This window comes from Sphingobacterium hotanense (assembly GCF_008274825.1).
In the GTDB taxonomy this organism is placed as follows: domain Bacteria; phylum Bacteroidota; class Bacteroidia; order Sphingobacteriales; family Sphingobacteriaceae; genus Sphingobacterium; species Sphingobacterium hotanense.
This window is the reverse complement of sequence record NZ_CP030848.1, coordinates 1,168,563-1,191,894: the sequence shown is the minus strand read 5'-3', so window position 1 is coordinate 1,191,894 and position 23,332 is coordinate 1,168,563. Positions and strand designations below refer to the sequence as shown.

The following is a 23,332-nucleotide window of genomic DNA, read 5'->3' as shown; positions in this document are numbered from 1 at the left end:
TTTAGACAGTTATCGAAATAAAGAGTAGGAAGCTTAGGCTTAGAATACAGGCCAAGAATAAAGATTATCTTTTAGTAATACCTGCTCGGTATCCAGCAATTCGCGAAGAACTTCCAAACGCCTATCTTCTTTCCCAACAGTTAATGTGTCGATCAATTCATGCAGCGTCATTGCGCGAGAAAGCAATACCTGCTGAATCTCCTTCACAATTTTTTTATGTTCATTCTTACGAAAATCTCTCGTCACGCATAGATCACACACTCCGCATGGCTCCTTTGTGTCCTCTCCGAAATATTGCTGAAGGGCAATGCTGCGACAATCTTTGGTATCCAAATAATGGTAAATCGCCTTCACTTGTTCTTGCTTAAAAGCCTTCCGAGCCGCAATAAATTGCATATCGATATACAAGTTCTTATAATCAACTCTTGCTTGAAGGAATTGTAATTGCGGTTTATCAGTCTTACCCAGATAAGTTCCCATTTCATATTGCTGCATCATCTTTAGCATATGGATGACCTCATCAACAGATTTCCCGACCTTACGCGCTAGTTCGAACTCATTGATAGGAACAAAATAGTCGAATACTCCCCCGTAAAGTCTTAGAATAGCCTTCACTAGGTTATCATAAGCAACGCTGCTTACCTGAAACTTATATAGTTCTTGAAAGCCGACTTCGAACTTAAAACGAGCCGGGATATACCGCTTCCGACAGGCTCAGCCACTTATCCCGTTCTAAGAACTTCAGCGCACTAAGGGTCTTTGCTAATTCAAGCTTATACTTCTTTGAAAAATCTACTACATCAAAATCAAATGTCAACCCTTGTCCCGCGCCAATGGCAATCTGGAAATGATTACATAAGTAATGATAGCAGTGTTGAATGAAGGCAAAATCAGGAAAACTAGATTCGATATTTTCCCAAAGGTCATCTCGATCAGCTTGCTGATACAGCAAAACCGGATAGGCCTTTTTCTCATCCCTTCCGGCACGCCCAGCCTCTTGATAGTAGGCTTCTAAAGAATCTGGAATATCAAGATGGATAACAAATCGCACATCGGCTTTGTCGATCCCCATCCCAAAGGCGTTGGTAGCAACAATAACTCTAGTGTGATTCTTTGTCCAATCCTCCTGCTTTTTGTTTCGGACGGACATCTCTAACCCAGCATGATAAAAGTCTGCCGGGACGCCATGATTGAGTAAGTAACGGGCAACCTCCTGAGTTTCCCGTCTATTCCGTACATAGACGATTCCAGTTCCCCCCATCTTCTTTATCACCCGCAGCATCCTCCCCATCTTGTTCTCTTCGTTGAACACCATATATCCGAGGTTTTCGCGTCTAAAACTCTTAGAGAGAACATTCTCCTCTTTAAAACCCAGCTTTTCTTGGATATCTGTTACAACGCGAGGAGTGGCAGTTGCTGTTAATGCTAAAAAAGGCACATTGCTGTGTAGTTCTCTGAGCTTGATTAACTCGAGGTAGGAAGGCCGGAAGTCGTATCCCCATTGCGAGATACAATGGGCTTCATCGATAGCAAACAGATTCACTTTCATGTGGCGGATTCTCTCCTGCACTAAGTCTGAATATAGACGTTCAGGTGCAAGATATAAGAACTTGATATTGCCAAAGATGCAGTTGTCAAGCGCAATATCAACCTCCCTTGCTGACATCCCTGAGAATATAGCGATTGCAGGAATATTCCTTTTGCGTAGATTTTCCACTTGATCTTTCATAAGAGCGATCAAGGGGCTGATCACAATACAGATACCGTCGCTCAACAAACTAGGAACTTGAAAGCAAAGGGATTTACCGCCGCCGGTAGGCATCAACGCAAGCGTGTCCTTTCCGAGCAATACTTCATGGATAATCTCTTCCTGTAGAGGTCGAAACTTCTCATATCCCCAGTATTGTTTTAATATAGAAAGGCTCGTTTTTTCCATTGCTAATTGTCCCAAACATACGCAAAATTCTCTTTCAAAATATAGTAAGGTCGTCCAAGAGAATCTAATTCCTTATTCTTTTTATTGATGAAAGACCAAGAATTGCTAGCATCCAGAATAATAAAACTATGGTTATCAGAGTTCGTCAGTGAAACATTGTTTCGCAATAAAATGAAGGCAGCATCCGACGTACAGGCTTTATTACAGATCGCTATCATTTCCACAGCATTCTGGAGGATGACAGAGTTACTATCCTTCGACATATTCATAAAGAATACATCTTGTATCTCTGAAAATCGCGAAATGTCGTTATGTATAGTAAACTGTATGTTTTTCTGATATAAAGAATCCGCGGAGCTATAGACGTTTACCGTGCCTTCGTTGATAGAAGCAATCGCGAACTCTCTTCCCAGCTGGTAGAACCGTAATCCAACATAAGACTGGAGTGCTATTTCCTTTCTAACTTCATAACAGATGAACATCAATAAACAAAGCATACTTATCCACAGCAATAACCTTTCCTTGAATCGGAAGGCGATCAATAGGCCAAGCAAGATGATATGGGTCAGTACCATCTCTTGCCAACTCCAATAAATACCTTGAATAGATGAGAAAGGTAAAGCCTCCACCCGTCGCAATGCCGCATAACTTAATGCTATCGTATTTTGAAGGACAATCCCAACAAGTTCATTAACAAAATCAATAGGGCATAACATCAATATAATACCACCAACCATAATAATACTCGATGGGATGGCCATAATGAAATTCCCTAGCAAGAAATAGGTCGGGAATTGATGAAAAAAAAACAGTGCTAACGATGTTGTACTTACCTGAGCGGCAATACTCATATACAGTAAATCCAGCGACTGCCGTATTCCAATCTTATAAGAATAATACATACGCTGTAATATCGGCATCATGGTCATAATTCCGAATACGGCTAAGTAAGACAGCTGAAACCCCATATCCAACAACATTAGGGGATTAATGCAAAGCAATATTAATGCAGATCCCGCTAGTGAGTTTAAGCCAATCAGATCTCTTCTTAGCATAAGGGAGAAGAGATATAAACTGAACATAACCGTTGCTCGCAGAACAGCGGGACCAAGACCGCAACAGATAGCGAAAAGCCAGATGAAACCCAAGGAAATCCAAATACCTAATAGTCTTGTTCTTCTCACAAACCGCAAAGGCGACAACACAAATGTGATCACCGCGCATAGGATGGCGACATGCATGCCAGACACACTCAAAATGTGAATAGTACCTGTTTTTGAGAAGGTCTGCATCAACTCATTACTGAGCTCCGCTCTGTATCCGAATGTAATCGCTGATGCCAAAGCGGTATAACTCTGTTCGGGGATATACTGATGAAAGCGATCGTTAAGCAATTGTCTATTGTTTTCAAGCAATAGCGACAGATTCATCCCCTTCTCCCTAGCTACAGTCCGAAAGGATTTCGCACCAAACCAAATCTGATACTGTATACCCTGACTTTTCAAATAAGCTGAATAATCGAATGCATGCGGATTCCGTACGGTTGTGGTTTCTGTTATTTTCCCTCGAATCAGTAAAGTATCGCCCAAGCCAAAAGACACCGATAAGGTGCTATCCTTCCACAACAGTCCCTGGACTAATGGCGATTGGTTCAGTTCTTGGAAATCTTTATTTTCAAACCGCCCAATCACTTTCAATGTCATCCGATAAATCTTATCTCGCTCCACAGGAGATTCATCGACTAGGGCGACCCACAATTGTTCTGTGGCGCGAAGTTCCTCATCCAACATCGGTAGGCGATTGAACGTCATTTGGATTCCAAACAGGAGAAAACAGAGAGAAAGGTAAGCGGAAACCAGATAACTCTTCACGCTGTTCTTTACAAGAAAGAGAATTGGTAAAAATCCAGTCAGGTATACAAATCCATAATGAACAGCAATCTGTTCAACAGTTAAGAAATAAGCGATTGCTATCCCCGAACAGAAAGGAATAAGGGCTTTGACACATGGTGCCTTGGATACGTTAAGTTTAAAATCAAACCCACTCACCACCGAAACCTTACTTGCAAACGAATCTCACTTCTATAATCCTGCTCAATTCGATCCAAACCGGAACCTAGATGGTCGATATCAAAATATTTGCTAATGCCATACTTCGTCCAGACCGTCCATCGACTATTGAGGTTCCAGCGCTGATTAAAATAAAACCGACAGCCATGATGGAAGAAAAATGGAAATGAAAACGAATAAAGCATGTCTCTCTCAAAGCTATAGATGCGGGCATTGTAGCTGTCTATATTAAAATAAATCAATCGACCGCTTGCTTTCCAACGGTGGGACATTCCTGTCCATTGCAGATCCTGATACGCCAATATCCCATACTGAGGCGGCTCGCCGGATTTTAGAAACTGAACGAATTCAACCCGGTTCCCAATCTCCCAGGAATTAGAAAGCTGATACCGAAAACTCACTCTCGCCTGATCTTTTCGAACTTCCGCCAATCGATCCACAATCTTCAAATCAGCGAGAAAATTCTCTTCATAAAATCTATACTGATACCGCAAATTAAGTTCGCCTTTCTTATACCAAGTTCTTTTCAACTGACTAAAGAACATGATTCCCTTGCTTGGAAACCTTGCCCTAAACCGCAGTCAAGGAAATTGATGAATGTCGAAGCTATTTGCCCATTCCCAGCGACGCGAAGGGTGATATAACAAACCTAGATAGATACCCTCCTCGTTTCCTAGCGTCGACAGGCGACCATATCCCTGAGCATAAAACTGATGGTAATCGCTTTGGTAATTTCTATATGCGATCGAACTTGAGAACTTTGAACCCCAAGACGCGATAGCCCCATAAGAATGTCCCCATCCTGCATTCAAACTATGCGCCGATTCACCGAACATAAAAACATTCCGCCAGTTGAGATGTGCAGAGGCTCCACCTTGCTGCAGCTGCTTCCCCCTAAAACGATAGGCATTATATTCGCGGTCGGGCGGCGAAAAGTAATCTTTAAAATGGGTGCTTAAATAATTTAGACCTAACCTAAAGCTCTGCTTTTCATATTCGGAATTTAAACCATAAACCCATTGTTTCACCGCGTTTTTATTGCGCTGTTCCGAAGGCGTCCGATGCAAACCAGACTTGTTAATGCTCGAAACTACCCTGCGGCCATACTTGTCAGAAATCGTCCCTGTTAATTCATTGAATGCCGCATAGGGCGTCATCCGAAATCGCCCTTTCTCCACAGTAAATGCCATGCCTCTCAAGAAACCCGATTCGCGCATCCCACTATGTTGCCGAATGCCTGCACCGATGTTAGCTACTTGTAGCACGGGGTTGCCACGTCCAAACTGACCGCCAGTCCAGATTGCCAGCCCCTGACCAAACTGTATGTGATAATCTCCAACGATAAAACGCTTGAAAATACCCTTCTCCTTGACGAGAAGAGAGCCTGAGTAATAATCAAATCCATAGCGCTGAGCAAATTCAAAAAACGGCTCACCGGCATCCTTGGCCGCATTGAATGTAAGATAGTATTGCTTTCGGTGCTCCTGTCGCACACGGATCCTAAATTTATCGGGCGTACCTAGATAACGCGAACGCAACGGATCATCTATCCCAAAGCCTTTTTTCTCCTCCAACTGCCGAAAATAACTCCCCATCCCGAAACCACTCCCCTCTTTATTGATCTTTCCGAACTCCGGATTTAAAGTCTCGCTCACTTTCACAAAAGGTAAAACAGTCTGTATAGTTTCTAAATCAAATCCTTTAATCCCCTGCAATTCGTAGACTGAAGTAAAATATCCCACCCTTTCTCGATGAGCTATAAACTGCTCTATTTGATAAGAACTGAGAAAAAAAAGCTTGTCCAAATCAATTCTACTGGCTTTGTTCAGATCAAGTCTAGACTTTCGAAACTCCTCGAGCAACTCAACCTGCCCAAATACTTCCTCATCGATCTGCTCCTCATCAATGATATTATCGTTTAAAATCGCGTTCAAATCAACCTCCTTTTCTTGGCATCGGACATTTAAAGAATAATCAGGTCGAGAAAATTCTCCTCATCAACAGAAGATCAGCGGGATACCAGCACAGCAAAGTTGAAGAAATCTTACTGGGCGATTTTTTCGATTTATCCAGCATCAGAGAGAAGGTAGCGAACTATCATGCCTGCTTTTTCTGCCTAGGCATCTCGTCTATCGGCATGAAAGAACCAGAATATAAAAAAACGACTTACGATCTGACTTTAAATTTTGCAGGCTTATTAGCGGAGGTAAATCCAGGAATGACGTTTTGCTATGTATCTGGAGCCGGCACGGACAGCTCGGAGCAGGGAAGATCCATGTGGGCCCGGGTTAAAGGAAAAACGGAAAACGACCTGCAAAAACTGTCGCTCAATGTGTATAACTTTCGCCCAGCGTTCATGAAGCCATTTAAAGATGCAGAACATGCGAAATCGGCGTTGAAGCCACTGATCAGTATCTTCTCGCTATTCCGCCCATTCAACCCTTCCTATTTCTTAACGCTTGAAGAAGTAGGCAAGGCGATGATAAATGTTAGTATACACGGTTACTCCAAACATATACTCGAGACCAAGGATATTGCCTTTATGTCCAGTACGAAATAATATAAAAAAGGGAAGTCAAAAATGACTTCCCTCCTTCTTTACACAGATTTTATTTCTAAAATCTCATGTTTATCTAATAGCTAAATTAAATATCAATTTTCGCATATTTGGCATTGCGCTCGATAAATTCTCTACGCGGAGCAACTTCATCACCCATTAACATGGAGAAGATACGATCACATTCTGCCGCATTTTCAATTGTAACTTGGCGTAATGTACGTCTTTCCGGATCCATTGTCGTCTCCCATAATTGTTCCGCATTCATCTCACCAAGACCTTTATAACGTTGAACATGCACGCTATCTTCTTTACCTGCACCTTTTAGGCGCTGTATAGCAGCCAAACGTTGATCTTCGGTCCACGCGTATTCAAATTCCTTACCTTTCTTAACCATATATAAAGGTGGCGTTGCGATATAAACATATCCACGCTCGATCAATTCCTTCATATAGCGGAAATAGAATGTCAATAATAAGGTTGCAATGTGCGAACCATCGACATCGGCATCCGTCATGATGATTACCTTATGGTAGCGAAGCTTATCCGTATTCAATGCCTTCGAATCTTCGGCAGTACCGATGCTAACGCCAAGCGCAGTGAACATATTCTTGATCTCTTCATTTTCATAGATCTTGTGTTCCATTGCTTTCTCTACATTCAAGATCTTACCACGCAGTGGCATAATCGCTTGATACATACGATCGCGACCTTGTTTTGCGGTACCACCCGCCGAGTCTCCCTCGACAAGGAACAACTCACATTTTGCCGGATCGTTGTTCGAACAGTCAGCTAACTTACCGGGAAGGCCTGAACCACCCATTACTGTTTTACGCTGTACTAATTCGCGTGCTTTGCGGGCAGCAGCACGTGCCTGTGCCGCAACGATAACCTTCTGAACGATCAACTTCGCTTCTTTAGGGTTCTCTTCTAAGTAAGAACTTAAAATCTCGCCCACCGCTACGTCAACCGCACCCATTACTTCGGAGTTACCTAATTTCGTCTTGGTCTGCCCTTCAAACTGAGGCTCTGCAACCTTAACGGAAATTACGGCAGTCAACCCTTCGCGGAAGTCATCCCCTTGGATATCGACTTTCAAGTTTTTCAATAAACCCGAATCATCCGCATATTTCTTTAACGTACGTGTAAGACCACGACGGAAACCAGCAACGTGAGAACCACCCTCAATCGTATTAATGTTATTTACGTAAGAGTGAACATTTTCCGAGTAGGTATCGTTATATTGGAAGGAAAGCTCCACCGGAACGCCTTGCTTAATACCTTCTACGTAAATTGGCTCTGAAATAATAGACTGACGATTGCCATCCAAGAATTTAACGAACTCTTGCAAGCCACCCTCTGAAAAGAACTCGTCTTTTTTAAAGCTGCCGTCTTCTAAAATCTCGCGCTCGTCGATCAATGTCAAGCGGATTCCTTTATTCAAGAACGCTAGCTCACGCAAACGGTTAGCTAATGTATCATAGTTGTAAACCGTAGTGGTCGTAAAGATTTCAGGATCTGGATGGAACGTAACAATTGTTCCGTTTTTCTCTGAAGTACCGATCTCTTTAACATCAAACTGAGGCTTTCCTTGCGCGTATTCCTGCACAAAGATTTTACCCTCGCGATGTACTTCTGCACGTAATTTGGTCGATAAAGCATTCACACAGGATACACCCACCCCGTGCAAACCACCAGATACTTTATACGTATCCTTATCGAATTTACCCCCTGCGTGCAAAACTGTCATTACCAGCTCTAAAGCCGATTTATTTTCTTTCTTGTTGATACCCGTAGGGATACCACGACCATTATCACTAACAGAGATGGAATTATCTTGATAGATTGTGACAATAATATCATCACAATATCCCGCAACAGCTTCGTCGATAGAGTTATCTACGACCTCATATACCAGGTGATGTAAACCTTTAACACCGGTATCACCAATGTACATGGAAGGGCGCTTACGCACTGCTTCCAGACCTTCTAATACCTGAATATTGTCTGCTGAATACGTAGATGCATTTTTATTTTCTTCGCTCATGAAAATACCTTAAAATTACGTTGATTAACTTTCAAAAATACGAAATTTTACGCTAATTATCAAACCGTAAAGCGTTAAAAACAAACCCAAAAACCCGCTCTTTTTTTGCACATATCAACATAGTTTTTTAACGGCTTTTAACCTAAACAACTAGAATATTTAAAATTTTTATCTTAGGTTTGTCGTTTATAAAATTGAAATACACAATAGAATGAATAAAATAGCAAAATTGACCCTAGGCCTAATCGCTACAGCATCGGTAGTGGCTTGTAACCAACAAAGCGAAACCAAAACTCCAGCAGCAACTACGACTACAACCAACGCTGTCGCTGAAGCTAAAGAAGAAAAAATCGTTTATGTAAATTCCGACTCACTTTCTGAGCAATACCAATACTTTAAAGATATTCGTACGAAACTTGAAAATAAAGTAAAGAAAGCACAAAACGACTTGCAAGCAAAAGGTCAAGCTTACCAACGCGAAGTAGCTGAATACCAACAAAAAGCAGCTACGATGAGCGCGACAGATCGTCAAGCAACGGAAGAGCGCCTAGTTAGACGTCAACAAGAAATCCAACGCCTAGATCAAAATGCTTCTCAATCTATCGCACAAGACGAAAACACAGAGTTTACTAAAGTATATACAACAGTAACTGACTACTTAAAGAAACACGCAGAAGAGAAAGGCTACAAATTCGTATTGACTTACTCAAAAACTAATCCTGCTGTTCTTTACGCAGATCCTGCATCTGACATTACTAAAACAGTAATCGACGCCCTTAACAGCGAATATAAAGCTACACAAACAGCAGAAAAGAAATAAGCTGGAAATTCCTAGCTACCAAAAAAGCCGCTAACTGAGTTAGCGGCTTTTTTGGTAGACATTAGATTTTAGACATTAGATATTAGATGCTGGAAAGACAAACAATGCGATAGATTAATACTTAACATCAGCCTAATCAAACCCATATCAAAGCCCTTGCCGAGCGGGTTTGATTGGGTTATGTATTGGGTTTGGAAGGGAAGTGAAAGGGTTTTAAGCTGATGAAGGTTCGTCGTGTTGAGGGAGAAGGATTGAAGGAAAAATTTGTCTTGAACCAGGAAAGGAAGGATAAAAGGATTGGCAGGATCATGGTCATCATAAAATCCTTCCTTTCTTGGTTCAAAACAAACTGCTTCTCTTCAAAAATGTATGCTCTATTGTTGATCAGCGTAACGTCTAATGTCTAAAATCTAATATCTAATGTCCCCTCCCATTGTTCCGACAATTTGCTACATTTGATTATGGTAAAACAGATTTTGAGCAAGGCGCAACATGGATTTGACTGGTTTGATATTAGCAATCCTACGGTCGAAGATTTTGCAGAATTAAAGAACCAGTACAGTCTGAACGATGCCTCTATCAAGGACTGTTTGGAAACGGGGCATTTGCCTAAAATTGAAGAGTTCGAGTCTTACCATTTTTTAATTATCCGTTTTATAGCTGAAAACTTCCCTGAAAACTCCGATCATCTGATTGAGGTAACGAATAGGATTTCTATTTTCTATGATGAGGATTTTGTGATCACTGCCCATCGCTATGATATCCCTGTACTTCAGGAGCTGATTGATATGGACAAAGGCAATAAGCGTTTCAAATCGAGCAAGAGCCTGATCAACACTTTGGTATCCTTGTCCATAAAATCTTTTGAGAATTTGGTGGTCAATAGCTTGGCAACAAAGCTAGACCTTTATGAGGAAATCGTTTTCTTGCATAATCGGAGGAAACCTTTTTTACGTAAGTTGTACTATCTGAAGCGGCAAATCGACCTTATCCGAATTATTTTGACCTTTTATAAGGATATCGTTGAGTATTTTCATATGCCGGAATACCAGAATATCTATACGCAAGATTTGAGAGATCTGTATTCGAGAACGAATACACTTTATAGGAATATTGGAGAAAATACGGCGCAATTGCTATCGATCTATTTTAATATAGAATCCAACCACACCAATGAGATCATGCGGACGCTGACCATTATCTCGGTGTTCTTTATGCCGTTAACTTTTATTGTGGGCGTATATGGCATGAACTTTAAGCATATGCCGGAACTCGAATGGTATTATGGATACGCCTATGTAATGGCGGGAATGGCCATTCTTTCGATCATTATCTACATCTGGTTCAAAAGAAAACGCTGGCTATAATAACGGCGATTTCTTTGGCGCAGTGACCATAAAATCTTTCAGGTAATAAGGTTCGAAATAAGCAACATCCTCAAATTCGCCGGTTTGGAATTTCTCGTACGATAAGGCGTCTTGGAAACTTGCTTTGGCGTCGAAGCCTAATGCAACTTGGATTGCTGGATTCGCATGGAACTGCTCATCAAATTTATCTGCGCCAGAACCAAAGAAGATGAGATGATGTCCATCTGCCAAATAGGCGTCAAAACTTGTAGCATCAACAATCAAAGCTTTCGTCGATTCAATCACCTGTGCTTGGGAGTCCAACACCTGCGTGTACACTTCCTGGCGTCGTGCATCAATCATCGGAAACAACAATGTCTTATCGGACAGTTCTCCTGAGATTACCATAAAGCCATGATACATGGCGTCTAGCGTATTATTAGCAATCATGGGTATATCTAAGGCGTAACACAATCCCTTGGCCGCAGAAACGCCGATACGCAATCCGGTGTATGAACCTGGACCTTTACTTACTGCAATAGCCGATAGGTCCTTCATCTGCAATGATGCTTTTTGAAGCAGCTGATCGATAAACAAGGTTAAGGAAGACGCATGCATATTGGGCTCCTCGCCTACTATTTCATGTAGGGTTACACCGTTTTTTGCTAATGACACGGAGCATAGCGGAGTTGCCGTTTCTATCGAAAGGATATAAATATCTGACATAGTAATATTAAGGAACAGGGTCGTGGCCGTGGCCACCCCATGGATTACAGCTTACAATACGTTTTATCGTTAACCAGCCTCCCTTGAACGGTCCGTACTTCATTATCGCCTCTTTGCCATACTGCGAACAGGTCGGGGTATAGCGACAACTTGCCCCCAGAAAGGGCGAGATAAAAAGCTGATAGAAACGGATGATAATTAAGAAAACCCATTGCAGGGGCAGCTTAATTCCTTTTTCCCAAAGTAGACGAAGCAAGTTCATGTGATAATTTTTCTAACAACATCTTCATTTTCTGATGAAGATCAGTAAAAGGTAATTCCTCTTTACCGATGTATTGTATAGCTAATAGCAAATGTAGGGAATGTTCGTTCAAATAATCATAAAGATTATGTTTTTCTAAACGATAGCACTCACGTATCAATCGTTTTAAGCGATTGCGCATTACGGCATGCTTAAAACGCCGTTTAGAAACTGAGGTAATTACTTGAACTGGGAAAGGTAGTGCGACTGCAGTGCGCGAGTAGATCACGCGATAAGGATACACAACAAAAGAAGAACCATTATGGAAAAGGCCGTCAATTAACCTTTTGCTGCATAATCGTTCTTCTTTTGAAAATGTATATTTCTTCATCTCGATGAATAGATCCGGCATATTAGCGCTCGGCTCGTGGATCACCGGAGACCGAATAGATTACCCTTTGTGACGGTTTTCGTCAGAAACAGTAAGACGTTTTCTACCTTTAGCTCTACGAGAAGCTAATACTCTTCTACCATTTGCAGAGCTCATACGCTCTCTGAAACCGTGCTTATTTCTTCTTTTTCTTTGTGAAGGTTGGAATGTTCTCTTCATGACGCTTTTATGCTTGTTTTAATACTTTGATTCAATTTCTCCCTCCGAAGAGGAATGCAAAAATAAAGTTTATTTCACAATTCCGCAACACTGAAATAATAAATAATAAAACTTTCAATGAAAAACGACACTCGGAAGTTCCTGAGCGCCATTAGGAAGGGAAAATAGCAAATAAATAAGCAGATTATTTCAACCTTCGGCATCCATAATCTGCTTTCCTATAGTATCCTATCTTATTTGTTTCTTAGGATATCGCGAATTTCTGTAAGTAATACTTCTTCTTTTGTAGGTGCTGGAGCCTCTTCAGGAGCAGCTGGTTCTTCACGTTTCAATGAATTGATACCTTTTATCACCAAGAAAATACAGAATGCAATGATGAAAAATTGAATAAGCACATTGATAAACTCACCATAACCGATTGCAACTTCAGCAACACCTGCTGCCTCGTTGCCTTCTTTCAACACATATTTCATGCTTGAAAAGTCGATACCACCGGTTAACATTCCGATTGGCGGCATAATAATTTTATCAACTAGGGCAGTAACGATCTTACCGAACGCTCCACCAATTACAACACCGACTGCAAGGTCGATTACGCTGCCACGCATGGCAAACTCTCTGAATTCTTTAAAAAACCCCATAATTTTATTTTTTATTTTACTGCGAAATTTGCCAGCCTGACTTTAGACTAAGGCCCTAACAAACGCAAAAAAAATGCTTTGATATCACAATCTAAAATATTTTTAAGAATATATAGTACTTATTCGATAGAATAATTGGCAAATTGAAAAATAAATGCAACATATGATAAACAAATATCATAGAAACCGTTATATTTATAGCGTAAATATATAGCCTAGTCATAAAACGACCTTAAGATATTTACATTATAAAACAATTATTTCGTCATAATAAGAAACTCGGGGTCGAGATTCTGTTAGACAAATTTATTAATTTACAATACATCAAAGTCGTCTAAAGTAACAGCAGATACATGAAAAAAATACTAATAGCTGATGACCATATCATTGTTCGGTTAGGAGTATCGACAGCCATTAAAGAAACCCTTAAGAATACCGAAATTGTACATGCTGAAACATATGATGAGGTCTATGACAAGTTATCGAAAAGCAGGTTTGACCTATTATTGCTAGATATCAATATGCCCGGCGGTAATAATATCAAAGTAATTAAGGAATTATTGGAGACACAGTCTGACCTTAAAATCTTGGTATTCTCATCTTACGACGAAAGTCTATATGCCCTACGTTATATTGAAGCAGGTGCAGCCGGATATGTCAATAAGACTACCAGCATGAGCGAATTCACCAACGCCATCAATAGCATTTTTGAACGTGGAAAGTACATGTCGGATGCGATCAAGGATCTTTATGTACAAAAGCTAACGACCAGCAAATCGAAAATTGATAGCCTAAATCCTTTATATAAACTTTCGAACCGTGAAATGGATGTGGCAAGACATCTTATTGAAGGCTTAGGAATTATTGAAGTGTCGAGCCGTTTGAACTTGAGTTCGTCGACTGTGAGCACTTATAAGAGTAGAATTTTCGAGAAATTAAATGTGCACAATATCCCAGATTTGATTTCTCTGTTTAAGATACATGCAGAAAAGGAGTAGTTAAACTACTCCTTTTTTATTATTTCAGTTGTTTCTGGCGTTCGGCATCTAGCTTAGCAAATGCCCCATATCCACTACCGGAATATCTTTACGATCTACTAGTATTAGTTCCTGCTGATTCTTAAACGTATATCCTTCTTCGCTTAATTCCCAAAGAAGCGGCGCCAAGAAGTTGATACAAGCTTTTGCTCCCTGATTAATCGCTCCCATGTTCTGGGTATCCTTGGAATTCTTAGCTTCATTTTCTATCTCAAATGGTCCGCTAAACTTCCGGTCATGTAATGCTGCTACAAAAGCATTCCAGTCCATATCATCTGTACCACCAAAGCCGGGCATCATTGCTGTATAATGATGTCTATCCCAATCATGCTGTGGAACAGCAACACCTGCAGCAGCTGCAAGTTCAGCATCGACATGCTGCATTGGATACACCCCTCCCCACTCCACTCTTGCTTTTCCATCGTTCATCTTGGTTGTTTTTACGTGAATACGTTTTAAACGATCGATATCCATCGCTTTAATAACATCAACAGGATTCACATTTTGCCAAATATCATGCGAAGGGTCATAGATTTCTCCATGTGCCTTGCTAGGAATCATCGCATACATGAGCTTCCGAGCAGCCAGCACCGCAGGCAGATTGTTATAGGTACTCGTATAGCGCGAAGAGCGCCAGCCCTCCATCGGGCAGTTCTCATATACAACAGTTACCCCCAAGTCTTCGGCATATTTAATGATTGGTCCAAACACTCGCTTATACTCCTCTAAGTTCTTCTGAAAACCGTCTATCTCATTGCCCAACGCATGGTTGTAACCGACAAAAGTTCCGACCTTTACATCATTCTCATCGCCACCTAAAAGGTATGCTATTCGTATTAGTTTTAACAAGTGGTTCTGGTTTTTTACGCGTTCGATCTCATCACCACCAATCATATTCTCGAATGCACCCAAAGACAGCCTCAATTCCTTAGTATTAAAGCGCTCTAAGGTCGATTTTGCTTGCTCCGGTCCAAACCCTTCGTAATCTAAATGCGTCGCTGTATGGTCTTCTCTGGTACCATCCTTTCGGAACACACACAGATCGACACCCTGCGCACCATTTGCGCGGGCAATATCCAAGAGTTCTGTTTGATTTAATTTATCATAGGCCGAGCTCATCAACCATATCGGGTTTTGTATTGATTTCATAGCGTTGAAGTTATCAAAAATTTGGGCATTAAAAAAGCCCTGACGGGCTTAGAATGTAACGAGACTTGAAGAAAAGCTTATTTCTTATTCTTTAAATCTTGAATTCCTAGACGCAACGACTGCGATAGCGTTTTAATGTCTTGAAGACCTTTTCTCACGCGCGTACCTGCTGCGCTATTGCCTTTAGAGAAGAACTTTTCTGCATCTCCTTCTAAACCGTCAATAAGAGATTTTAATTCCTTGAATTTATCAATACTTGCCATAACTGTTAGATTTATGAGTTTATATTTAGTAACTAGCTTAAAATTAACATCTTTTTCCAAGAATCAAAATCTAAAAACAAAAAAAAAGGTGACCTTCTCAGGCCACCCTTATTTATTAAATAGGATAAGATTAATCAACATTGTCGTGTAAGAACGAGTTGTTTGGTCTGATTTCAGTCTCTCCATCGTCGAACGATAAAGTGAAACGAGACACTTGAGACTGCGAAGAATGTGGAACATCTTCTAAAGTCTTCTGCTTTCTTTTGTAAGCAGGCTCATTCTCTAATTCTTGAAGACCATTGGAAGATTTTAATTTCATGCTCAACTCTTTCAAACGTAAGATACGCTCTTTCGTTTTCAATAATTGATCTTCGAAATTGATCTCTTCTTTCTTCGCTTCTTCCAATTCTACTTCCGCTACAGGAAATTGTTCAAGTGCTTCGTTAGAAATCGGAGCTTCTTCTTCTTGTTGTTCTTCTGCCGGTTTGTAAGCATCAAATACCGTTGGCAATTTGAACTCGAATAACGAAGGCGTTGTCTTCAATTCAAAACCGTGCGGGTTTGAATCTTCCTCAACTTCATCAACCTCTGATGAGTTGTCGAACTCTAACGTATGACGAATGATCTTGTCACTGTTTTCAGCCACAGCAGCTGTACTCGGACTGGTCACCGTCTTATTAGAAAATAGATCTTGCGGAGGTTGTGCCGATGGGTTTTCTACAGGTTGAGAAGGCTTTACAAAAGCACTTTGATCTACCGCAGGACGCTCAGCAAATTGATTCTGAGAAACAGGTTTAACGAAAGCAGAAGTTTGAACTTCCGGAGTTAAGGGAATAGCAATCTTCTCTTTTTCTTTTTCCTTAACACGCTCTTCCGATGTTTGGAAACCTGTAGCTATAATAGTAACAGAAAGTTCCTCGTCGTAGTTCTCATCGATACAGTTACCCCAGATCAAGTCAGCGGATAAACCAGCTTTCTCCTGAATGTAGTCTGTAACGATAGCAACCTCGTCCATAGTTACTTCGCGTTTTCCGGAAGTAATATTCAACAAGATGTAACGAGCACCTTCAATTTCATTATCTTTTAATAATGGCGATGCTAAAGCACCAGTTACAGCGTCTAATGCACGTTGTTCACCAGTAGCAATCGCATTACCCATGATTGCAACACCACTATCATTCATTACTGTGCGAACATCTTTGAAATCGACGTTTACATAGCCCGGGATAGTAATGATTTCTGCAATACCTTTTGCAGCAGTTGTTAAAATATCATCTGCTTTCGCGAATGCAGCTGTCATGGTCAAGTTACCGAAGATCTCGCGCAAGCGATCATTCGAGATAACTAAATAAGAGTCTACATATTTACGTAATTCGCCAAGACCTTCCTCAGCTTGCATACGACGTCTTTTACCTTCGAAAGTAAATGGAGTAGTAATAATAGCAACGGTTAGAATTCCTAATTCTTTCGCAGCCTTCGCCAATACCGGACTTGCTCCAGTACCTGTACCACCACCCATACCAGCAGTGATGAAAAGCATCTTTGTATTGGTACCCAACATGCGTTTGATATCCTCAATACTTTCGATAGCTGAATTCTCACCAACATCAGGGTCAGCACCTGCTCCCATACCTTCTGTTAAGCTTGCACCTAATTGAACCTTATTTGGAATCGGGCTAAGCTCCAATGCTTGCGCATCTGTATTACAAACGATGAAGTCTACACCAGAAATCCCTTGCTTATACATGTGATTTACGGCATTCCCACCGCCACCACCAACACCAATTACCTTGATAATTGATGAATTCTCCTTTAACATTTCAAATTGTATCGACATATATGTTATCCTATTTAATTCTTCCTCAAGCAATTACGTTATCGCAATTTGACTCAACAATTCTAATGTAATATTACCAAAATCTTAACAACAGTTTTCCACATTTGTTAAAATGTGGAAAAATCGAACGATGTGGAAAATTATTTCTTTCCGATAAATGTGTCATCGTCGATATCGGCGCCATCCTTGATCCAGTCGCCTAAGAATCGAGTTAACCAACCCTCCTTTTTTGACTGTCCTTCCGCTATTTCTTTAACGCCTTCTTTCGCTTTTTCTTTTGTTTGAGGAGCTTTTTTAACTATTTTTTCTTCATTGCGCATCTCCTCTTCTTCAATCGACTGTATACCTTTAATCAACAATCCGATACCCGTTGCATACAATGGGCTCTTAAGCTCGTCAAAGGCTTGTTTGTTCAACATTTCGGTCTTTGCTAAATACTCATTCGGGTAACCAATACGACAATCGATACCTGTGATATATTCAACTAATTGAACTAAGTGTTTCAACTGCGCACCACCACCTGTAATAACAATACCTGCAATCAATTTATCTTCATAACCTGAAGACTTAATCTCGTAGTAAACATGCTCGATGATCTCTTCCATTCTAGCTTGAATAATATAAGCTAGGTTTTTCACAGAGATCTCTTTTGCTTCACGACCGCGGATACCAGGTACACAGATCACCTCGTTATCTTTGTTTTCGTCAGCTAATGCAGAACCGTAACGAACTTTCAATTGCTCCGCTTGATTGCGTAATACAGAACATCCCTGACGGATATCTTCTGTAACGATATTTCCACCCAATGGAATTACCGCCGTATGACGAATAATACCTTCATGGAAGATCGCCACATCCGTAGTACCACCACCAATATCAACTAACACCACACCTGCCGTTTTTTCCTCTTCATCCAACACAGCTTCGGATGATGCAAGAGGTTCTAAGATCAATTCAGAAACTTCAAGATCTGAATTATCTACACAACGCTTGATGTTTTTAATGTCAGTAACACGACCGGAGATAATATGGAAATTTGCTTCCACACGACGACCAGCCATACCAATAGGTTCTTTGATACCAGGTTCGTTATCAATAGTAAACTCTTGAGGCAACACATGGATAATCTCCTCTCCCGGAGGCAAAACCAATTTATACATATCCGAAATCAAACGCTCAATATCTAAACGTCCAATCTCATCATCGTCGTTCTTGGTTAAGATACCACGGTGCTGAATACTTTTAATGTGCTGACCCGCAATACCCACGTTGACAACCTTGATGTCTACGTTTGATTGCCCCTCCGCTACGGCAACGGCCTCACGAATACTTGTAACCGTTTTCTGGATATTTGCTACTACCCCACGGTTAACACCTGCAGATTCAGCTTTGCCGACACCTAAAAGCTCCACCTTATTGACCCCACTACGACGACCAACGGTTACACAAATCTTTGTTGTACCGATGTCCAATCCAACAATAATTGGATTCTCTTTTTCATTTTCTACAATTCTAGGTTTCATATGCTGTGTTTGATGCTGTATGTTATTAATTCTTTCTGTTTACTTCTTATTCATTTTCATCTGCAAGCTGTCGATGAACCAGTCACCATTACGCTCACAAATAATTTGGCCGCCATATTTCACATTCACTTTGCTATAGGCGCCAGTCCCCACTCTTGGCATGATATGCTTATAGAAGGTCGTCAGTCGATTCAATTTATAATCCAATGAATCAGCACTCCCGATAATCAATGACTGCTCACCAACGCGAGGGACGATTTCGATGTCACGATCGCTGTTAACAAAGAGCTGCACGATTTGATTGCTCCATAAATCATCGTTCTTTGTATGCTCGACAACATTTACTAAATCCTTTACCAGGGAAGATTGAACAGGCTCCAAAGCCTTCTTATAACCTTCTTTAATATTTCCGTTCGCCACCATCACATGTGGAACATATTTCAATGTCACCGGAATCTTTTGGTTCTTGGAGTCTACATAATACTCCTGCCCCATTTGATTGATAACACGAAGAACAACCTCACGTTGCAAAACCTGCACCTGCATCGTTCCATCCATGTCCATGTGTACATCTGCTTCCGACACGTAAGGAGATTTCTTTAACTCATTCTCGATCTTCTGCAAAGGAATTTCATTCAGATTCCTACCCACAACACGCCCAAACTTATCCTGAATCATTGACGAAATATCCTGCTGATCAATGAACGTTTCTTTACCTTCTACTAAAACCTTTAGTGACGTACATACCTGCACCTGATCTTTCTTCGTTACGAGGCTCATCAACATACCAACTCCTACCAGGGAAGCAATTCCTAGGAAAAAGTAGCCCACTTGGCGCCATTGTATGTTTCTAATTTTATTAAGCATTTGTCAATACTTCTTTAATCGGTTTAACCAACTTATCAATATCACCTGCACCTACCGTCACAACCAACTCCGGGCTCTCGGATTTTACAATCGCTAATACTTCTTCCGGACTTACCAAACGCTTATTTTCCAAGCGAATCTTTTCCAACAACCATTGAGAATCCACACCTGCGATCGGCAATTCACGAGCCGGATAGATCTCCATCAACAACAGCTCATCTGCTAAAGCTAAAACCTCAGCGAAGCCATCTACGAAGTCACGCGTACGAGTGAATAAGTGAGGCTGAAAAACAACCGTTAACTTCTTATTCGGATATAGCTTCTTCATCGATGTCAAGAAAGCGCGCAATTCCTCCGGATGATGCGCATAGTCATCGATGTAAATATGCTCAGGTGATTTAAAAATATATTCGAAACGACGTTTTACCCCTGCAAATGTTGATAATGCATGAACGATCTTCGGAGCAGCAATCCCTAATAGCTTCGCAACAGTAATCGCAGCAACCGCATTCTCTACATTATGCAACCCCGGAATACCTAAGTGAATATCCTTGATCGTCAAATCTTCCGAATGATAATCAAAATAGAACTCGCCATCTTTAACAACAACGTTCTCCGCGTATGCATCGCAAACCTCTTCACGAGCATAGTTGATATCTGCCGCAAATGGCAATCCCTTCCTTACGATCTTTTGACCATCTTCCACTACGCGATCCAAAAACATTTGGAAAGACTCCTGAAGCTTACTCGCTTCGCCATAGATGTCCAAGTGATCAGCATCCGCAGATGTAACGATCGCAATATTCGGGTGTAGCGTCAGAAACGAGCGATCATACTCATCCGCTTCTACAACCACGACGTTATTATCGCCAAACAATACGTTATTCTGATAGTTCGTGCTGATACCACCTAAGAAGGCAGAACAATCATAACCACTATCTTTCAATATATGAGCAACCATGGTCGACGTTGTTGTCTTGCCATGTGTTCCTGCAACAGCAATCGTGAAACGACTTGCTGAAATAAAACCCAACACCTGTGAGCGTTTGTACAACTCATGACCCGCTTTGATGAAATGAGATTTCAAAGCTAAGTCTGCAGGAATAGCTGGTGTAAAGATGATCAGGGTATCTTCACCTGCCGATTCAAACGATGCAGGCACTGCTGCCACATCATCCGTATAAATAATCGGCATCCCCTCTTCTTCTAATGTCCTAGTCAACTCTGTCGACGTACGATCATAGCCCGCAACCTCACAACCTAAGCGACTAAAATAACGAGCAAGACCGCTCATACCGATACCACCGATACCCAATAAATAAACTCGTTTGATTTTGTCGATATTCATCTTTACTTTCTTATTAGATTCAATACTTCTTGTGCAATCACCACATCAGCATCTGCTAGTGCCAGTTTATTGATTGCGTCGCCTAAGCCTTGCATTTTCGGTTCATCTTTCAACAAGCTTAATAGCTTTCTGACTAAAACCTCACGTGCCTCATTGTCTTTCACCATGATCGCTGCGTCCTTGCTGACTAATGCCATCGCATTTTTCGTCTGATGATCATCCGAAACATTCGGTGAAGGAACCAATACTACAGGTTTTCCAACCACACATAACTCCGAAATAGTACCTGCACCTGCACGCCCAACAATCACATCTGCCGCCGCATATGCATAATCCATACGGTCTACAAAAGCCATCAATTTGATCTCTTCCGGAAGCGAGTCGCCCAGTTCCTCTTTTAGTTTCTCATAGTAGTAACCGCCACACTGCCAGATCACCTGAACACCTGCCTCTACAAACTGCGGAATACCCGCTTTGATACAATCGTTCAATGTCAGCGCGCCTAAGCTACCACCCGTAACCAAAATAGTCTTCTTATTCATGTCCAATGCAAAGGCATTGATTGCTTCCTCGCGCTTGTTCTCAATCGCTACGGAAGACTTACGAATAGGATTACCGGTCAACAGAATGCGCTCGGCTGGAAAAAAACGATCCATACCCTCATAGGCAACACAGATCTTCTTCGCTTTTGCGCCCAACTTCTTGTTGGTCACTCCGGCATAAGAGTTCTGCTCTTGGATGATCGTCGGTAAACCCATCATATTCGCCATCATCAATAATGGACCTGATGCATACCCGCCGACACCAATAGCCACTTCGGCTTTAAACTGTTTAAGAACGCTGCGCGCTTTCAAAAGGCTCTTCAGCATTTTGAATGGAAGCGCTGAGTTTTTCAATAGGGATTGACGGTTGATACCTACGATATCCAGACCTACAATCTCATATCCTGCTGCTGGCACACGCTCCATCTCCATCTTGCCCTCTGCACCAACAAATAAAATCTCCGTGTCGGGCGCCAATTGCTTCAATGCATTCGCAATCGCAATCGCCGGGAAAATATGTCCTCCCGTGCCGCCTCCACTTATGATTACTTTATGCGCCATATATTTAAATAGTACCAACTACCACCTTACGAGCAGCTGGCTTTTTAACTACGTCTAATTCTTCTTTATGCTTCAACTCTTCAATGTTACGGCTCACACTTAGGATGATTCCCAAGGCCACGCTCGTAAACAAAATCGACGTCCCCCCCATACTGACCAAGGGTAATGGAACACCCGTTACCGGGCCAAGCCCTACCGCGACAGCCATATTAGCTAAAGCCTGTATCGTCAAACTGAAGCCCAATCCTGCCGCCAAAAAGGCGCCGAAGGCTCGCGGACTTAAAGTCACAATTCGAATACAGCGATACATCAAGGCAATGTATAAGAACAGCAATACTGCTCCCCCTATCGTGCCATACTCTTCAATAATAATCGCAAAGATGAAATCCGAATATGGGTGCGGCAAAACATTTCGTTGAACTGAATTACCAACGCCTTTTCCGAACATTTCCCCCGTTGCAATTGCAATCTTCGCATTGTTTGCCTGGAAGTTTTTATCCTCCTGGAATGAACCCTTCGAATCATGAACCTCTTCCGTTTGGAAGAATCCCTGAATACGACTGATGTATGTACCGCGACGTGGACCTAAAAGCATAACCAGTGTCAACAACACCGCTCCGCCTAAACATACCACCGCAATCTGTTTGAAGTCGATACGTCCGATCATCAGCAATAAAACACTTACACCAAACAGCATCAATGCTGTAGATAAGTTTGCCAAGGCAATTAACACGAACACCGCACAAACTGCCCCCATAATTGGGATGAACGACTTTTTAACGTCTTTAATTTCTTCCTGTTTTCTCGACAGCATACGCGCCAAGAATGTAATCAAGGCAAGCTTTGCTAAATCCGACGTTTGAAACGTCTGATTGATGATCGGAATAGTCAACCAACGGCTCGCCTCGTTCACCTTGCTACCAAACAGCAAAGTGTATAATAATAAAGGAATCGTGATCAACATTAACAGTTTGGATATACCGGCATAATAGCGGTAATCCAACTTGTGAGATAAGTACATTAATCCTAAGCCTGCAACAACGATAAATAGGTGCTTGAACAGATACATCTCGGTACCTTTGCCTTCTTTATAAGCCAAAGTACCTACAGAACTGTAAACTGCTAATAGTGACCAAATGGATAACAAGATCACAATGATCCAGATCCACTTATCGCCTTTTAGTTTAGAAAAAATGTATTCCATAGATCCCC

Annotated in this window: 23 protein-coding genes; 4 read left to right on the top strand and 19 right to left on the bottom strand. The window is 41.4% G+C overall.

Features of this window, described 5'->3' with window-relative positions:
• Positions 1–39 precede the first annotated feature (39 nt).
• The 5 genes from DSM08_RS19385 to DSM08_RS04945 all read right to left on the bottom strand — a co-directional run bounded on the left by DSM08_RS19385 (position 40) and on the right by DSM08_RS04945 (position 5,939).
• The gene (locus DSM08_RS19385) at positions 40–615 is read right to left on the bottom strand and encodes a RecQ family zinc-binding domain-containing protein (RefSeq protein WP_317131798.1); all 576 of its coding nucleotides are present in this window, start codon (positions 613–615) and stop codon (positions 40–42) included.
• 64 nt (positions 616–679) lie between these two features.
• On the bottom strand, positions 680–1,936 hold the full coding sequence (locus tag DSM08_RS04960; RefSeq protein ID WP_317131797.1) for a RecQ family ATP-dependent DNA helicase: 1,257 nt from the start codon (positions 1,934–1,936) through the stop codon (positions 680–682).
• 2 nt (positions 1,937–1,938) lie between these two features.
• Positions 1,939–3,984 (bottom strand): ComEC/Rec2 family competence protein, encoded by a 2,046-nt coding sequence (locus tag DSM08_RS04955; protein WP_187773978.1) that lies wholly within the window; start codon positions 3,982–3,984, stop codon positions 1,939–1,941.
• Positions 3,981–4,550 carry a hypothetical protein gene (locus tag DSM08_RS04950; protein ID WP_149525118.1) on the bottom strand — a complete coding sequence of 190 codons (570 nt, stop codon included), beginning with the start codon at positions 4,548–4,550 and terminating at the stop codon, positions 3,981–3,983. The genes DSM08_RS04955 and DSM08_RS04950 overlap by 4 nt, the downstream gene beginning before the upstream one ends.
• Before the next feature lie 36 nt (positions 4,551–4,586).
• Positions 4,587–5,939 (bottom strand): ComEA family DNA-binding protein, encoded by a 1,353-nt coding sequence (locus DSM08_RS04945; protein ID WP_149525117.1) that lies wholly within the window; start codon positions 5,937–5,939, stop codon positions 4,587–4,589.
• Positions 5,940–6,142: 203 nt separating this feature from the next.
• Between DSM08_RS04945 and DSM08_RS04940 the strand changes: the two genes are divergently transcribed.
• On the top strand, positions 6,143–6,565 hold the full coding sequence (locus DSM08_RS04940) for a Rossmann-fold NAD(P)-binding domain-containing protein (RefSeq protein ID WP_246172466.1): 423 nt from the start codon (positions 6,143–6,145) through the stop codon (positions 6,563–6,565).
• An 85-nt stretch (positions 6,566–6,650) separates the two neighbouring features.
• Here DSM08_RS04940 and gyrB read toward each other — a convergent pair whose 3' ends face one another.
• Entirely contained in the window at positions 6,651–8,609 is a 1,959-nt protein-coding gene (gene gyrB / locus DSM08_RS04935) for a DNA topoisomerase (ATP-hydrolyzing) subunit B (RefSeq protein ID WP_149525115.1), read from the bottom strand.
• Between the two features lie 211 nt (positions 8,610–8,820).
• On the opposite strand from gyrB, the gene DSM08_RS04930 reads away from it, so the two are divergent.
• Both DSM08_RS04930 and DSM08_RS04925 read left to right on the top strand, forming a co-directional pair.
• Positions 8,821–9,429, top strand: coding sequence for an OmpH family outer membrane protein (locus DSM08_RS04930; RefSeq protein ID WP_149525114.1), 609 nt, complete (start codon positions 8,821–8,823; stop codon positions 9,427–9,429).
• A gap of 461 nt (positions 9,430–9,890) precedes the next feature.
• On the top strand, positions 9,891–10,796 hold the full coding sequence (locus DSM08_RS04925; RefSeq protein ID WP_149525113.1) for a CorA family divalent cation transporter: 906 nt from the start codon (positions 9,891–9,893) through the stop codon (positions 10,794–10,796).
• Here the strand turns inward: DSM08_RS04925 and tsaB are convergent.
• The 5 genes from tsaB to mscL all read right to left on the bottom strand — a co-directional run bounded on the left by tsaB (position 10,791) and on the right by mscL (position 12,993).
• Positions 10,791–11,501 carry a tRNA (adenosine(37)-N6)-threonylcarbamoyltransferase complex dimerization subunit type 1 TsaB gene (gene tsaB / locus DSM08_RS04920; protein WP_149525112.1) on the bottom strand — a complete coding sequence of 237 codons (711 nt, stop codon included), beginning with the start codon at positions 11,499–11,501 and terminating at the stop codon, positions 10,791–10,793. The genes DSM08_RS04925 and tsaB overlap by 6 nt on opposite strands.
• Positions 11,502–11,508: 7 nt before the next feature.
• Complete coding sequence (gene yidD / locus DSM08_RS04915; RefSeq protein WP_149525111.1) at positions 11,509–11,763, bottom strand: membrane protein insertion efficiency factor YidD; 255 nt, start codon at positions 11,761–11,763, stop codon at positions 11,509–11,511.
• Complete coding sequence (locus DSM08_RS04910; RefSeq protein WP_246172465.1) at positions 11,726–12,154, bottom strand: ribonuclease P protein component; 429 nt, start codon at positions 12,152–12,154, stop codon at positions 11,726–11,728. Before DSM08_RS04910 ends, yidD begins: the two co-directional genes overlap by 38 nt.
• 39 nt (positions 12,155–12,193) lie before the next feature.
• Positions 12,194–12,352, bottom strand: a complete 159-nt coding sequence (gene rpmH / locus DSM08_RS04905; protein ID WP_149525110.1) for a 50S ribosomal protein L34 — start codon at positions 12,350–12,352, stop codon at positions 12,194–12,196.
• A gap of 233 nt (positions 12,353–12,585) precedes the next feature.
• A complete protein-coding gene (mscL, locus tag DSM08_RS04900) occupies positions 12,586–12,993 on the bottom strand; it encodes a large-conductance mechanosensitive channel protein MscL (protein ID WP_149525109.1) in 408 nt (135 codons plus the stop codon).
• A gap of 353 nt (positions 12,994–13,346) precedes the next feature.
• Here mscL and DSM08_RS04895 point away from each other — a divergent pair, with 353 nt between their 5' ends.
• A complete protein-coding gene (locus DSM08_RS04895) occupies positions 13,347–13,991 on the top strand; it encodes a response regulator transcription factor (protein WP_149525108.1) in 645 nt (214 codons plus the stop codon).
• 48 nt (positions 13,992–14,039) lie between these two features.
• On the opposite strand, the gene DSM08_RS04890 is transcribed toward DSM08_RS04895, so the two are convergent.
• The 8 genes from DSM08_RS04890 to DSM08_RS04855 all read right to left on the bottom strand — a co-directional run bounded on the left by DSM08_RS04890 (position 14,040) and on the right by DSM08_RS04855 (position 23,324).
• Positions 14,040–15,179, bottom strand: coding sequence for a sugar phosphate isomerase/epimerase family protein (locus tag DSM08_RS04890; protein WP_149525107.1), 1,140 nt, complete (start codon positions 15,177–15,179; stop codon positions 14,040–14,042).
• 77 nt (positions 15,180–15,256) lie between these two features.
• Positions 15,257–15,442: a histone H1 gene (locus DSM08_RS04885; RefSeq protein ID WP_149525106.1), complete on the bottom strand. Its 186-nt coding sequence runs from the start codon at positions 15,440–15,442 to the stop codon at positions 15,257–15,259.
• Positions 15,443–15,572: 130 nt separating this feature from the next.
• On the bottom strand, positions 15,573–17,279 hold the full coding sequence (gene ftsZ / locus DSM08_RS04880; RefSeq protein WP_149525105.1) for a cell division protein FtsZ: 1,707 nt from the start codon (positions 17,277–17,279) through the stop codon (positions 15,573–15,575).
• Between the two features lie 140 nt (positions 17,280–17,419).
• Positions 17,420–18,802: a cell division protein FtsA gene (gene ftsA / locus DSM08_RS04875; RefSeq protein ID WP_149525104.1), complete on the bottom strand. Its 1,383-nt coding sequence runs from the start codon at positions 18,800–18,802 to the stop codon at positions 17,420–17,422.
• Positions 18,803–18,841: 39 nt separating this feature from the next.
• A complete protein-coding gene (locus DSM08_RS04870; RefSeq protein ID WP_149525103.1) occupies positions 18,842–19,669 on the bottom strand; it encodes a cell division protein FtsQ/DivIB in 828 nt (275 codons plus the stop codon).
• Positions 19,662–21,017: a UDP-N-acetylmuramate--L-alanine ligase gene (murC, locus tag DSM08_RS04865; RefSeq protein ID WP_149525102.1), complete on the bottom strand. Its 1,356-nt coding sequence runs from the start codon at positions 21,015–21,017 to the stop codon at positions 19,662–19,664. The genes DSM08_RS04870 and murC overlap by 8 nt, the downstream gene beginning before the upstream one ends.
• 2 nt (positions 21,018–21,019) lie before the next feature.
• On the bottom strand, positions 21,020–22,120 hold the full coding sequence (gene murG, locus DSM08_RS04860) for an undecaprenyldiphospho-muramoylpentapeptide beta-N-acetylglucosaminyltransferase (protein ID WP_149525101.1): 1,101 nt from the start codon (positions 22,118–22,120) through the stop codon (positions 21,020–21,022).
• A gap of 4 nt (positions 22,121–22,124) precedes the next feature.
• Positions 22,125–23,324, bottom strand: coding sequence for an FtsW/RodA/SpoVE family cell cycle protein (locus DSM08_RS04855; protein ID WP_149525100.1), 1,200 nt, complete (start codon positions 23,322–23,324; stop codon positions 22,125–22,127).
• Between the last annotated feature and the right edge of the window lie 8 nt (positions 23,325–23,332).